At 73.2% G+C, this 13429-nt stretch carries 10 protein-coding genes; 2 read left to right on the forward strand and 8 right to left on the reverse strand.

Features of this window, described 5'->3' with window-relative positions; all coding sequences use genetic code 11:
- Position 1: 1 nt before the first annotated feature.
- From ACBJ32_RS46910 to ACBJ32_RS46925, 4 genes are read right to left on the reverse strand one after another with little or no spacing between them, the layout of a single operon-like run.
- Positions 2–775, reverse strand: coding sequence for a hypothetical protein (locus tag ACBJ32_RS46910; protein WP_375132375.1), 774 nt, complete (start codon positions 773–775; stop codon positions 2–4).
- On the reverse strand, positions 772–2091 hold the full coding sequence (locus tag ACBJ32_RS46915; protein ID WP_375132376.1) for a VWA-like domain-containing protein: 1320 nt from the start codon (positions 2089–2091) through the stop codon (positions 772–774). The genes ACBJ32_RS46910 and ACBJ32_RS46915 overlap by 4 nt, the downstream gene beginning before the upstream one ends.
- The gene (locus ACBJ32_RS46920; protein ID WP_375132377.1) at positions 2084–3253 is read right to left on the reverse strand and encodes an AAA family ATPase; all 1170 of its coding nucleotides are present in this window, start codon (positions 3251–3253) and stop codon (positions 2084–2086) included. The genes ACBJ32_RS46915 and ACBJ32_RS46920 overlap by 8 nt, the downstream gene beginning before the upstream one ends.
- 2 nt (positions 3254–3255) lie before the next feature.
- A complete protein-coding gene (locus ACBJ32_RS46925; protein ID WP_375132378.1) occupies positions 3256–4764 on the reverse strand; it encodes a serine hydrolase domain-containing protein in 1509 nt (502 codons plus the stop codon).
- 64 nt (positions 4765–4828) lie between these two features.
- Between ACBJ32_RS46925 and ACBJ32_RS46930 the strand changes: the two genes are divergently transcribed.
- Entirely contained in the window at positions 4829–5563 is a 735-nt protein-coding gene (locus ACBJ32_RS46930; protein ID WP_375132379.1) for a Clp protease N-terminal domain-containing protein, read from the forward strand.
- Here ACBJ32_RS46930 and ACBJ32_RS46935 read toward each other — a convergent pair whose 3' ends face one another.
- From ACBJ32_RS46935 to ACBJ32_RS46945, 3 genes are all read right to left on the reverse strand, one after another.
- Complete coding sequence (locus ACBJ32_RS46935) at positions 5564–7162, reverse strand: SLC13 family permease (RefSeq protein WP_375132380.1); 1599 nt, start codon at positions 7160–7162, stop codon at positions 5564–5566.
- A gap of 162 nt (positions 7163–7324) precedes the next feature.
- A complete protein-coding gene (locus ACBJ32_RS46940) occupies positions 7325–9490 on the reverse strand; it encodes a hypothetical protein (protein ID WP_375132381.1) in 2166 nt (721 codons plus the stop codon).
- 83 nt (positions 9491–9573) lie between these two features.
- Positions 9574–10149, reverse strand: a complete 576-nt coding sequence (locus ACBJ32_RS46945) for a restriction endonuclease (protein ID WP_375132382.1) — start codon at positions 10147–10149, stop codon at positions 9574–9576.
- A 298-nt stretch (positions 10150–10447) separates the two neighbouring features.
- Between ACBJ32_RS46945 and ACBJ32_RS46950 the strand changes: the two genes are divergently transcribed.
- A complete protein-coding gene (locus tag ACBJ32_RS46950) occupies positions 10448–11356 on the forward strand; it encodes a class I SAM-dependent methyltransferase (protein ID WP_375132383.1) in 909 nt (302 codons plus the stop codon).
- A gap of 5 nt (positions 11357–11361) precedes the next feature.
- Here ACBJ32_RS46950 and ligA read toward each other — a convergent pair whose 3' ends face one another.
- Positions 11362–13428, reverse strand: coding sequence for an NAD-dependent DNA ligase LigA (gene ligA / locus ACBJ32_RS46955; protein WP_375132384.1), 2067 nt, complete (start codon positions 13426–13428; stop codon positions 11362–11364).
- Between the last annotated feature and the right edge of the window lies 1 nt (position 13429).

The following is a 13429-nucleotide window of genomic DNA, read 5'->3' on the forward strand; positions in this document are numbered from 1 at the left end:
GTCAGCGGTCGTCGCGGAGGGTGCGCAGGGTTTCGGCCTGTTCGGCGGTGACGCCCTTGGCGCGCTGGGCGGCGGCCTCCTCCGGGGTCAGGCCGGCGCCCGCCCAGGACGCCGTCTCCTCGAACGGGATGCCGGCCTGCCACCACGCCCGGGCGACCGCCATCGGGGTGAGGCCGCGCTGGATGTAGCGGGCGGCCTCGGCGGGTCTGAGGCCGAGTTCCTGCCACATGCGGGCCGTGGGGGCGGGCACGTTGTGCCGGGCCCAGGCGGCGGCCTCGTCGTCCACCCAGTCCTCGGCGCAGTAGCTGTAGATGACGAGGGCGTCGGTGTTGCCGAGCCGGGCGATGAACCGCTGGGCGCGGTCACGCGGATCGCCGCCGCCCGCGAAGGCCATGAGGCTGGTGAACGCGTCCCCGGGGGCCGTGGGGTCGTGCGGGCTGCGGGGCTTGCGGCCTCGCTTGAGGTCGTAGGCCTGCTCCGGGGCGTGGCCCTGGTGCTTGAGGGTGATGGCGTCGTCGAGGTCGAACTCGTACTCGTGCCAGAGGAGTGCCTCGGTGGCGGTGAGGCCCGCGGCGCGGCAGGCCGCGACCGTGTCCGGGGTGACGCGGGCGGTGGTCCACTGGATGGCCTGCGCGGGGTCGGTGACTCCGGCCCGCCGCCAGGCGGTGGCCTGCGTGGCGGTCAGCCGCCAGGTCCACCAGCGGTGTCCCTCGGCGGGCGGGATGCCGGCGGCCGCGTACGGGGCGGGGTCGAACTCCGGCGTGCTGGACGTCATGATGCTCCTTCCACGTGTACGGTCTGCGCCCACTCGGGTGCCTGGCCGGCCGGGTCGAGCAGGGCGACGATGACCCGGGTTCTGGGCGGGCGGTGCGGCCACGGGGTGCGGCCGTCGGTGATCGCGATGATCAGGTCCGGGGGCGGGCGGGTGGACAGGGCGGCGGCGAAGCCGGCGCGCAGGTCGGTGCCTCCGCCGCCGTCCAGGCGCAGGTCCGAGATCCGGGTGAGGGTCTGCGGGCGGTACGCGCGGGCGTCGCAGGTGATCACCGTGAGCAGGCGGCGGGCGATGCCCATGGCCCTCAGGACCCCGGTGACCTCGGCCAGGGCCTGGGCCAGCATGGTCTCGGTGATCGAGCCCGAGGTGTCGATCAGCACGGTCACCGAGGGCAGGGGGCGGTGCAGGCTCGGCAGGACGACGCCGGGCAGCGCGGCGGCCCTGCGCGACGGCCTGCGGTAGGTGTAGTCGGCGCGGCCCGCCGCCTGGGCGAGGCCGTGGCGCACCCTGGCGGACAGGTGGCGGCGCCAGCTCACGGTCGGTTCGAGCACCTGGCCGGCCCAGCGGCGCCAGCCGGCCGGGACGTCGTCCTGGGCGTTCAGGCGTTCGCGGATCCTGCGGGCGGTGTCCAGCGCGGTCAGGCGGGCGGCGGTGGGGGAGAGGGCGGGTGGCAGGTCGTCGCGGTTCCAGGCACGAGGCAGGCCGTCGCACCCGCTGCCGCAGTCTCCTGGGGCGGTCGGTGGGTGGGGCGGGTGGTCGTGCTCCGGCTGCTCGTGCCGGTGGGCCGCTTCGCGGAGGGCCTGCCAGTACTGTTCGGCGGTCCAGCCGTCCGGGAGGCCGAGCAGGGCTGGGGTGGTCACGTCCGGTGGGAGGTCATGGCGTGCGGGTGTGGTCGTGTCCGGTGGGAGGCCGGGGCGGGTAGGGGCGGCCGTCTCCGGTGGGATGTCAGAGGTGAGGTCAGAGATGTCCGCGGTGAGGTCGTCGTTGATCTCGGCGTCGGTGGCCAGGTTCCAGGCCTGCTGCTCCTCGGGCAGCAGCTCCACCACGCCGCCCGGGTAGCGGCGGGCGTGTTCCCGCAGGAGGTGGGTCACCTGGTGGACGAGCCAGAACGCCACCTCCCGCACGCTCTGCCGCGCCAGCTCCTCGACCTCGACGTACACGCGCCAGCCCGTGTCCGCGGGGAAGCGCCGCAGCTCGCCGCGGGTGCCGGTGACCATGACGGGGTGGAGGGAGAGCAGGGCGGCTGCGAGGTACGGGGCCTGGTGGGCGGCGCGGACGCGGGCCGCCGACCACTTCTGCCACAGGTCGGGGTCAGTCACCGAGCAGCCCCGCCGAGCGCAGGATCGGGGTCAGCTCCAGCAACGCGGCCGGGATCCTGGCGCCCGGCGGGCGGCGGCCGGCCAGGGTGCGGGCCGCGAGGGTGGCCACGTCCGGTGCGGTACGGGCGGCCTTGGCGATCACCCTCCAGGCGGCGTCCCAGCGTTCCACGTCGCCGGCGGCCACCGCGACGGCCACCACCGAGGTGAGCACGGCGAAGGCCCGATCGCCGCGCCGGGGCAGCTCGAACGCGTCCGGGTCCGCCAGCACCGCCATCGGGTCCGGCAGGTCCAGGTGCTCCAGCCAGGACAGGAACTCCAGGGCCGCCCCCTCCCCGACGGCCCCCGCCACGAGCACGTCCAGCACCTCGGCCGCGGCCCCGGCGGCCCTGCACGCGGCCATCAGCTTGGCCGCCGCCTCCCACGACCGGGGGCTGGGCCACCCCTGACCACCGCCCGGCCTGGACGCGCCACCGCCCCAGGTGCCGCCGCCGCTGCCCGGCATGGCGGACGTACCGCTGCCCGCCAGGTTGCCGCCCGAGGGGACCTGCAGCGCCAGCGCGGGCCTGACCTCCAGGAACGCCGCCACGGTCGCGCGGGCCTCCATCACCTGCTGGGGAGAGGGTGGCTGCGCGAACCCGGTCAGCGACGGTGCCGGAAAGCCCATGGCCAGGCCCCGGGCGATCTGCCTGCCGTCCACCGGCCAGTCGAGGTGCACGAGCCGGTTGGCCAGCGGCGGCGCCAGGTCCCAGCCGTCGGCGGCCTCCTCGGGCGGGTTGGCGGCGGCGACCACCTGCACCTTGTCCGGCAGCCGTACGTCGCCGACCACCCGCTCCAGCACCACCCGCAACATCGCGGCCTGCACCGCAGGGGGAGCCGTGGTCAGCTCGTCGAGGAAGAGCAGCCCGTGCCCGGCGGTGGCCAGCCGGTGGGCCCAGGCCGGCGGGGTCAGCCGCACCGCGCCGTCGGAGATCACCGGCAGGCCCGCGAAGTCGCTCGGCTCCCTGATCGAGCCGATGACCACCTCGACGGGCCAGTTCAGGGACTCGGCGAGGGCCACGACGGCCGAGGTCTTGCCGGTGCCGGGGCTGCCCCACAACAGTGTCGGCACGCCCGCCGACACCGCGATCGACAGGGCCTCCAGCACGGTACGGCTGTCGTCCACGCTCACTTCTCCACCGCCGGCGAGCTCTCCACCGCCGGCGAGCCCTCCACCGCCGGCGAACTCTCCACCCCCGGCGAGCTCTCCGGCCGCGTGACCAGGCCGGGCACCCCGAGCTGCCGCGCCAGCAGCGCCAGCTCGTGCCCCGGCAGCTCCCGCCGTACGGTCGCGGCGTTGTCCGCCAGCGGCGTCGCCGTCAGCCGTACCTGCCCCACGCCCTGCCGGAACGCCTCCGGATCCCAGGGCAGCGACACCACGGCCTCCTCGGCGATCCGCGCGACGTCCTCGGCGGAGGGTTGCGACGCGATGCCGAGCCGGGTGGTGAGCCGGTCGCCGACCAGCAGCCCCGCCAGGAAGCTCCGCCCGGCCGCGAGGCTGCGCCGGGGGCGGGGGTCGGCGCCGTGCACCCAGGCGGTGACGAGCTCGGCGACCAGCCGGGCGGCCGCGTGGCCGGGCCGGTCGGAGAGGCCGAAGTCGCCCAGGTCGAACTGGTTGGCGGAGATCACCAGCGCCACCCGGTCCTCGGTCCAGCCGCGGGTGAAGTGCGTCCAGCCCCAGGGGTACTCGCCGCCGTGCCCGATGTACGGGTGCTCGCCGCCGAAGACGTTGAACACCAGCCCGACGGACAGACCGGGCTGCGGCCCCATGAGGGTGCCCCCGGACGCCTGAGCCGTGACCATCTGCGCCGCCAGCTCCGGGGAGAGAACCGGAGGCCCGCCGTTGAGTATCGCCAGCACGAACCGGGCGTGGTCGGACGGCGTGCTCAGCGCCGAGCCCGCCGGATAGTCCCCCGGGTACAGCGGGGGCAGCGGCAGCCGCACCCCGGGCAGCGTCGCGTACCCGGTGGAGCGGCGGGCCAGCAGCCCAGCCGGCACGAAGTCGGGGTGCTGCGCCCGCGGGAACACGGTCGAGCCCATCCCCAGCGGCGCGAACACGTGCCGCGCCACCCACTCGGAGAACGTCACCCCGTCGGGGTTGAGCAGCTCGACGAGGTGCCCGACGACGGCGATCCCCACGTTGCTGTACTGGTACCGCGTCCCCACGGGCCCGGCCCAGAACGGGACCATCGTGCCCCCGTACGCGTCGGACCGCCCCGCCTCCAGCACCCGCCGCAGGTGCTCCCCCAGCGGCGGGGGCGGCACCCGGTCGAAGTTGCCCATGCCGATGCCGAGCCCGCTGCGGTGGGTGAGCAGGTCCCGCAGCGTGATCGGCCGCTGCCCGTGCGGGTTGACGACGCGTACGTACGGCTCGATCGGCTCGTCCAGCCCGATCACGCCGCGCTCCACGAGCTGCAGGGCGGCGACCCCGGTGTACGGCTTGCAGTCCGATCCCGTGGGCCCGACCGTGTCCACCGTCATCGGCCGGCCGGTGGCCAGGTCCGCGACCCCGTACGCCCGCGCCAGCGCCACCTCCGTGCCGGCCCCCACCGCGATCGACAACCCCGGTGTCCCGCAGTGCTCCATGATCTCCGGCACGAACGTGTCGAGCGCTTCTCCCAGCGTGCTGATGTCCATGTGTCAACGGTCGCATTGACATCCATGAAGTGTCAAGGCGAGTGTTGACAGTCATAATGGTACGGTGCCACAGCTACCCGATCTCGCCGAGCTGCTGTCGATCGTCGAAGAACGCAGCGCGGACGACACCGACGCCCTGACCCGCCTGACCGTGGCCGAAGGCGTGCTGTCCGACCTGGAGAAGGTCGGCGACCGCCTGCTCGGCTACCTGGTCGAGCTGGCGCGGGCGGAGGGCTGCTCGTGGGCGGACATCGGCGACCACCTCGGCATCAGCCGCCAGGCCGCCCAGCAGCGTTACGGCCGGCGCTGGTCCAGCCTCACCATCGCCGACCTGGCCAGGTCGGGAGCGTTCGAGCGGTACACGGGCCGGGCCAAGGAGACCCTCGAACGGGCCGAGGAGCACGCCCGCCGCCTCGGCCGCCCCTCCATCGAGGCCGGCCACGTGCTGCTCGGCATCCTCGACGACCCCAACACGCTGGCCGTCCGCGCCGTCGCCGCCCAGGACGCGGACCCGGCCGCCCTGCGCGAGGCCCTGGAGCGGCGGCTGCCCACCGGCACCGGCTCCCCGGCGGCGCTCTCGGTCGGTGCCGACGCCCGCCGGGCCCTCACGGCCGCGCTGACCGAGACGGCGGAGCTGCGGCACAACTACATCGGCACCGAGCACATGCTCCTCGGCCTCCTGCACGACAAGTCGGGCACGGCAGGGAAGCTCCTGTGGGAGCACGGGATCGCCCTGGAGCCGACGCGGGCCGCCGTCCGGGCCGCACTGGAGGCGTTCCTGCGTTCCAGGGAGGCCTGATCAGGCGCCGATGCCGGTCAGCCCGACGAGCAGCGGCAGGAGCACGATGATCAGAAGGGCGCCGAGCACGTCGAAGCTCACCCCCGACCGGATCATGGTCGTGATCGGCACGACCCCCGACCCGTACGCGATCGCGTTCTGCGGCGTGGAGACCGGCAGCATGAACCCGAACGACGCCGCGAACGTCGCCGCCAGGGCGGGCACGAACGGGTTCACTCCGGCCGCCACCGCGATCGGGATGACGATCGGCACCACCACGGCCGCCGACGCCGTGTTGCTGGTGGTCTCCGAGACCAGCACGGCCAGCACCACGGCGAACGCGGTGATGGCGAACACGCTGCCCAGCCCCAGCGCCGAGCCCGCCGACGAGCCGATGGTCCTGGCCAGCCCCGTGCCCTCCAGCAGGGAGCCGAAGATGATGCCGGTGCCGAACAGCACGATCGTGCCCCAGTCGATCTTGGCGGCGTCGCTCCAGCTCAGCGTGAACTCGCGCCTGCCCCAGTCGGTCGGCAGCAGGAACAGCAGCGCCGCCCCGAGCACGGCCACGACGCCCTCGTTGAGCCTGCCGCTGATCGTGGTGTAGAGGGCGGAGTCGGTCCCGGTGAACACGGCGACCAGGCCGGGGAAGATCCACAGGAACACGGTGACGCCGAAGGCGACGAGCGTGTTCTTCTCCGCGCGCGACAGCGGGCCGAGGGTGGCGCGCTCGCGGTGCACGTACTCCTCGACGCCCTCGATCCTGCGGATCTCCGGCCGGTTGAGCAGGAGCAGCACGGCCGCGAGCGCGGCGAACATGAGCGCGCAGATCGGCAGCGCCGTGAGCATCCACTCGGTGAACGAGATGCGCCTGCCGGTGGCCTCCTCGATGAGGCCGCGGCCGATCAGGTTCGGCGGGCTGCCGACAGGGGTGATCAGGCCGCCGACGCTGGCCCCGTACGCGAGCATCAGGACCAGCGCGGCGCCGACGCGCAGCCGCAGCGGGTTGAAGTCGGGCGCGACCAGCCCGCGGTCCTGCAGCAGCTTGGCGATGACGGCGAGCATGCCGAGCGCGGTGGGCAGCAGCATGGCCACGGTGGCGGTGTTCGAGACGAACGCCGACAGCAGGCCGGTGATCAGGCCGAACGCCACGACCAGCCGGAACGTCGAGCGGCCCACGCCGGGCAGCGACAACATGCGGAAGGCGAAGCGGCGCGCCACGCCGTGCTTGAGCATCGCCTGCGCCAGGATGAACGCGCCGATGAAGGTGAACAGCGTGGGGGAGCCGAGCGGGGCGAGCGCGTCGGCGGCGGAGGCCACGCCGAGCAGCACGATCACGCCGACGCCGATGAGCCCGCCGACGGGGATGGGCACCGGCTCGGTCACCCACAACACGATGACCCCGAGCAGCACGCCCGCCAGCGTGTGCTGCTCGGCGTCCATCCGCAGCGGCAGCAGCAGGAAAACCACCGTGACGAGCGGCGCGAGCCACAGGCCGGTGGTGCGTCTGGCCTTCTCGAAACGTTCCTCGGCCGGCGTCAGCCGCTGCTCGCCGAGGCTGCGGTAGGTGGCGTGGCCCAGCAGGGCCTGGTCGACGTCGGTTCTCGGGAGGCCGGAGTTCATCGTCTGCTCCTCACGTTGCCGCCGTCTTGGACCTTTCCGCGCAGCGCCGGTTGAATCGCCGGCATGGCGACGCCTGGCCAAGGGCACGTGCGCACGCCGGGCCCATGACCCTTCGTAGTTTGACCGCATGACCGCAACGAGCCTCCGCCGATGGACCGGCTCTCAGCGCTGAGGCGCCCGGTGCACCACGCGGCCGTCGCCGCGTCCCGGCCAGGCCATGACGAGCAGCCGCTGCCCCACCTTCCTGTCCCAGTCGGGCGGGTCGTGGTGGACGCGGATGCGGTAGTGCCCCTTCCTGCCGCGCAGGGCGAGGTCCGGCAGCGTGACGCCGGCGAGGTTGTCGGCGAGCACGATGCTGCCCGTCGGGCTCTCGTACCCGACCTCGACGACGTGCTGCCAGCCCCTGGTCTCGACCGGGGGACGGCGGTCGTAGGTCTCGGTGGTGACGCAGACGCGGTAGGTGGTGTCGACCTCGATGAGCAGGTGACCGGGCGCGGTGGCCACCAGGTCGACGTCCTGCCCGTACAGGTCGGACTCCGGCACGTCCGCGTCCTCGTACGCCTCCAGCCCGACCTCAGGCCAGTCCGGCTCCTTCTCCCTGGTGGCCCGCACCGGCTCGATCAGCGGCCGGTGGCGCGGCGCGCGGTCGCACATGGCCTGCTGCTCGGCCTCCCACGCCAGCATCTCGGCCTCCTCCTCGGCCGCCGCCTGCTCCACGTCCGCTTCGGCCTTCGGGCAGATGCTCGCCAGGAGCCCGGCGTGTTCGAGCGGGTCGATCCCGTACGCCTGCCGGAACCGGGTCCTGTCCCGGGTGTCGCCGCGCGTGTAGACGCCGCACATGCGGTGCCCGTACGCGATCACCCGCCGGTCCGGCATGTCCTCGCCGAACAGCGGGGCGGTGCTGTACCGCACCCCGCACACGAACTCGCGCTCGCCGGTCATCGCGATGGAGGACCGCCGGCTCAGCTCGGCCTCGCACTCGCCGTAGGTGCTGGTCCGGTCCGGCTCCTGGTCCGACGCGGGCACCAGGGCGAGCAGCGCGCCGGTGGCCAGGCTCGCCGCGACCACCCGGTACGGGCTGCGCCTGGCCGGCGGGGTGGCGTACGCGAGCGTGAGGAGCAGGGCGGAGAGCGTGAAGGCGGCGCTGTACCAGAGCGGGGAGACGCCGGGCAGGCTCGCCGGCAACTCGTCGAAGAGCGCGGCCTCGAAGGCCTGGACCGCCCGCGTTCCCTCGTCCGACGTCGTCAGCCCGCTCACCACGCCCGCCACCGCCGCCAGCAGCAGCGTCGCGATCGTGCCGAGCACGAGCCGCCGCGTCCGCAGCAGCACGGCCGCCAGCACCAGCCCCGACGCGCCGCCGATGCCGATGAGGAGGTCGAGCGGGAGCCAGAGCTGCCGCAGGAACCACCCGTTCCCGGAGAACCAGGACGAGATCGCCCCGCGCTGCCCGATCCAGGCGAAAACCCCGTTCACGCAGTTGACCACGGCCGGCACCAGCGGCACCACCACCGCCGCCCCTTGCGCCGGCCACCACCGCAGCGCACACCTGGGCGTGCTGCCGGACAGGGCCTTGGGCTCGTTGGCGGCCTCGCGCGCGGACCGGCCGAGCCACACCACCGTGATCACGTCGAGGACCAGCCCGATGCCCTCGAACCACACGTAGGACCGGCTGAAGGGGAAGAAGAACTGGGGTTCGAGCACCGGTCCCGCCGCGACCACCGCTCCCGCCCACAACGTGCCCCGCCGCCAGCGGCCGTCCTTCGCCTGCGCCACCAGAGTCAGCACCAGCCACACCACCCACGGCACCCCGCTCGCGGGCAGGACGTCGTAGAGAGCCTGGCCGTCGGCCCCGGCCGTCCCGAGCGCCACGACGGCGAGCCTGCGCACCGGCATGAGCAGCCCTGCGACGAGCGCCACCAGCCGCAACGCCAGGGGCACCGTGCGCATCACCCGGAAGAACAGCACCGTCGCGGCGACCTGCGCGAGGTCCTCGGGCAGGTCGGACCCGAGGGGCAGGCGGTCGACGAGCTCGCACACCAGCCACACGTACAGCGCGATCCGCAGCAGCCGCTCCTCCCGGGTCGCCCGCCGCCCGCCGTCGCGCCGCTTCGGCAGGATCTGCCACAACCCCCAGACGCGTACCAGCCCGACCAGGACCAGCATCACGAGGAGGTCCGCGTCCACCTCGTCCGGCTGCCCGGGGAACCAGGCGTAGACGAGCAGTATGGAGAGCCGGGCATCGCCGGTCGTCAGGGCGACGACGCCGGACGCGGCGACCAGGATCGCCAGGACGGCGACGACGAGCAGGCCGGGACGGTGGCGGAGCACGGGCGGTTCCTCGGGCGGTTCGTCGGGGGTGAGGGAACGAAGCGCCCAACCCTAACGGTGCGGCCGCCCGGAAGTCGATCAGGTCACGGCACCCGCTGCGGCGTCAGGGCGACCCGGCCGGTCAGCCAGTCGGCGAGGCGGTCGCGCTCGACGAGCAGGAGGGGCCGGCGGGCGTTGAGGGCCTCCTCGCGGGCCTGGCGGGTGAGGCGGCCGGAGGTGATGAGGACGCCGGTGTAGCCGTCGAAGGTGTTGGCCAGCGCCCCCAGGAAGTTGCGGACCTCCGGGGCGCCGACGGTGCGGCTGTAACGCTTGCACTGCACCGCGTACGGGCCGCCGCCGGGCGCGACGGCGGTGATGTCGACGCCGCCGTCACCGCTGCCGCCCCGCTCGCGCACGCGGCGGAACCCCTCGGCGATCATGCGTTCGGCGACGAGATGCTCGAATTGGGGCCCGGACATGAGATCGACCTTCGCCAATTCCGTGTTGGCGGCGAGGAATTGCCGTCGGTTGGCCTGGATGACCCGATATCGCAGGAAAAGAGCGCCGCCGAAGGCCGCGATCAGAAGCGCGAGGACGCTCATGGCAATCCCCGGATTCTCCACGGCGAATCTGGCCGCGAGGGTGGCTGCGATGATGGCGCCCACCAGGCAGATCAGCAACAACTGCGCCTTGCCGCTCGACTTGGATCGTTTCCTGCGGCGCCCGGATCGCCTCGCCATCATTTCCTCCTTCAGGTGGTGCTGATGGCGAGTATGAACGGCGGCACCGACAGAATTCGGGTGCCAGGGGATTGCGGCGACCAGACTCGTTCACCCGGCTCTGCGGATATCGCTGGGACAGGAGATCGAGGTGGGTCCCCGCGGGCCGGATCCGGCCGGCCGAACTTTCGGCGACCTCCGGATGGCCATGCGGCAAACCCTCTTCTTCGCCGGAAAACCGGGCTGTTAGCGTCCGGGCATGTCAGCACCGGATCTCACCGCCGCACTGGAGCGCATCCCCGGCTGGTTCTGGCCGGCCGACCAACGCCTGTTCGAGTGGTTCCTGTCGAACGAGGACGCCTCCGGCGACGTCCTCGAAATGGGGACGTACCTGGGTAAGAGCGCCGTCCTGATCGGCGGCCACGTACGCCGGGGGGAGACGTTCACCGTCTGCGACCTCTTCGAGGCGGACGCCCCCGACGCCGACAACGACGCCGAGACCACCCGGTCGTACTCCGCCCTCACCCGCCACCGGTTCGAGCAGAACTACCTGAGCGTCCACGACACGCTGCCCGAGATCGTGCACGGGCCGACCTCGAGCATCCTCGACCATGTGCGGGCCGGCACCTGCCGGTTCGTCCACGTGGACGCCTCGCACCTGTACACGCACGTCAAGGGTGACGTCCTGGCGGCACGGACCGCGCTCGGCCAGGGCGGGGTCGTCGCCTTCGACGACTACCGCAGCGAACACACGCCGGGCGTCGCGCTGGCCGTCTGGGAAGCGGTCGCCGGTCTCGGACTGGAGCCGATCTGCGTCAGCAGCCAGAAGCTGTACGGGATGTGGGGCGACCCGGCGCCCGTGCAGGAGCGGCTGCTCGAATGGCTCGCCACCCGCCCCGACCTGTGGCACACGACGGACGTGCTGGGCGAGCGGAACCTCGTCCGCGTCAACCAGCGCAAGAAGCCGAAGCCCGCGCAGCCCCGGAGCGAGCTGGACCGGCTCGCCACGGAGCTGCGGCGCACGACGGCCGAGCTGAAGAAGGTCACGGCGGAGTCGCAGCACGCCGTCCAGGCGCTGAAGAAGGCCACCAAGGAGGTCAGCGTGCTGGGCCCCGTGGCGCATCGCGCCGCCGGCTGGCTCCGCCGCCGCGCCACCCCCACGCGCTAACAGGCTCAGATGAACGCGCTCACCTGATCGGCGAACTCCTCCGGGCTCACGATCCGAACCCCCAGCGTCTCGGCCTTGGCCCGCTTCGAGCCCGCCTTCTCGCCGGCCACCAGCATCGACGTCTTGGCGGAGACGCTGGAGGAGGACTTGCCGCCGGCCCGTTCGATCAGCTCGTTCATCTCGTTGCGCGACAGCGTCGCCAGCGGGCCCGTCATCGTGCCGGTCACGACCACCGACATCGAGGCGAGGGGCAGCTCCACAGCCGCGGCCTTCGGCTCGTCGCTCGGCGGGGTGGCGCCGGGCTCCGTCATGTTCACCCCGGCGCGTACCAGCTTGTCGATCAGCGGGGCGAGCTCGGCCAGCTCGACCACCACGACCGGCGCCTTCTCCGGCCCGATGCCCTCCACCTGCTGGATCGCCTCGGCGTCGGCCGCGCGGATGTTGTCCATCGTGGCGAAGTGGCGGGCGATGCGGCGGCTCATCGAGCGGCCGGTGCCGCGCACGCCGAGCGCCGCGAACACCCTGCTGAGCGGGCGCGTCTTGGCCTGCTCGATGGCGGCGAGGAGGTTGTCGGTGCTGGTCTCGCCCATCCGCTCCAGGCCCAGCAGTTGCTCGCGGGTCAGGAAGAACAGGTCGGCGAAGTCGGCGATGAGGCCGGTGTCGAGGAACTGCTTGATGCGGTTCTCCGCCAGGCCCTCGATGTCGAGGGTGTCACGGCCGACCGCGTAGGTGATGGAGGCGATCGCCCGGCAGCTCCGGCCGCGTACGCACCGCCACCGTTCCTGGGAGCTGTCGATCGCGTCGCCGCACGACGGGCAGACCTCGGGGATGGGGATGGGCCGCTCCTCGCCGGTGCGCAGGTGCACCACGGGCGCCTCGACCCGGGGGATCACGTCGCCCGCCTTGTAGACGGTCACGCTGTCGCCCAGCATCAGGCCGCGCCTGGCGATGTCGGCGACGTTGTGCAGGGTGGCGTAGGTGACGATGCTGCCGTCGAGCTCGACCGGCTCCAGCACGGCGCGGGGCGCGATGACGCCGGTGCGGCCGGTGTTCCACTCCACGCCCAGCAGCTTGGTGATCTTCTCCGTGGCGGGCAGCTTGTACGCCACCGCCCAGCGCGGCGCCCGCGAGCTGAACCCGGCTTCGGCCTGGTCGGCCGCCAGATCGCACTTGATCACGATGCCGTCGATGCCGAACGGCAGCTCGGCCCGCGCCGCCGCGATCTCCCCGACCCTGGCCTGCACCTGATCGAGCTTCTCGGCCACGACCCCGGCCACCGGCGTGGCGGCCGTGGTCTGCACGCCCTGCGCGGCCACCCACTCCATGATCTGGCTGTGCGGCCACTCGCGCAGGCCCGCGGCCAGGTCGGACTCGTCGCCGGGCGCCGGGAGGGCGCCGTAGCCGAAGAACGTCAGCTCGCACACGTACGGCCGGTCCTGGGCGCGCAGCGTGCCCGCGGCGGCGCTGCGCGGGTTGGCGAACGTGGTGCCGTCGTGCGCCTTGCGCTTGGCGCACGCCTCCTCGAACTGGGAGGCCGTCATCATGACCTCGCCGCGCAGCTCCACCGTCACGGCGTCGGCGAGCCGGTCGGGCAGGCCGACGACGGTGCCGATGGCGTGCGAGACGTCCTCGCCCGCGCTGCCGTCGCCCCGGGTGACGAGCTGGGCCAGGCGGCCGTGCCGGTAGCGGGCCGAGATCGCCAGCCCGTCGAGCTTGGGCTCCACGCTCCACGCCGTGACCGGCCGCCCGAGCCTGCGCTCCAGCCCCGCCGCCCAGTCGGCGAGCTGCTCGGCGCCGAACACGTTGTCCAGGCTCAGCATGGGCACCGTGTGCGGCACGTCGCCCACCACCGCCCCACCGGCCACCTTCCCGGTCGGCGACGACGGCAGCACCGACTCGGGATGCTCCTCCTCGTACGCCTGGATGCCGCGGACCAGCCGGTCGTAGGCGTCGTCGTCGAGCGTCGAGGTGCCGTCGGCGTAGTAGGCCGCGGCGGAGTCGACGGCGAGCTGCACGGCCTCGGCGTAGGCCGTGTCGTCGGGCAGCGCGGTGAAGGGGGGCGTCTCGGTCATG

Source organism: Nonomuraea sp. GTA35, assembly GCF_041950525.1.
Lineage (GTDB): Bacteria > Actinomycetota > Actinomycetes > Streptosporangiales > Streptosporangiaceae > Nonomuraea.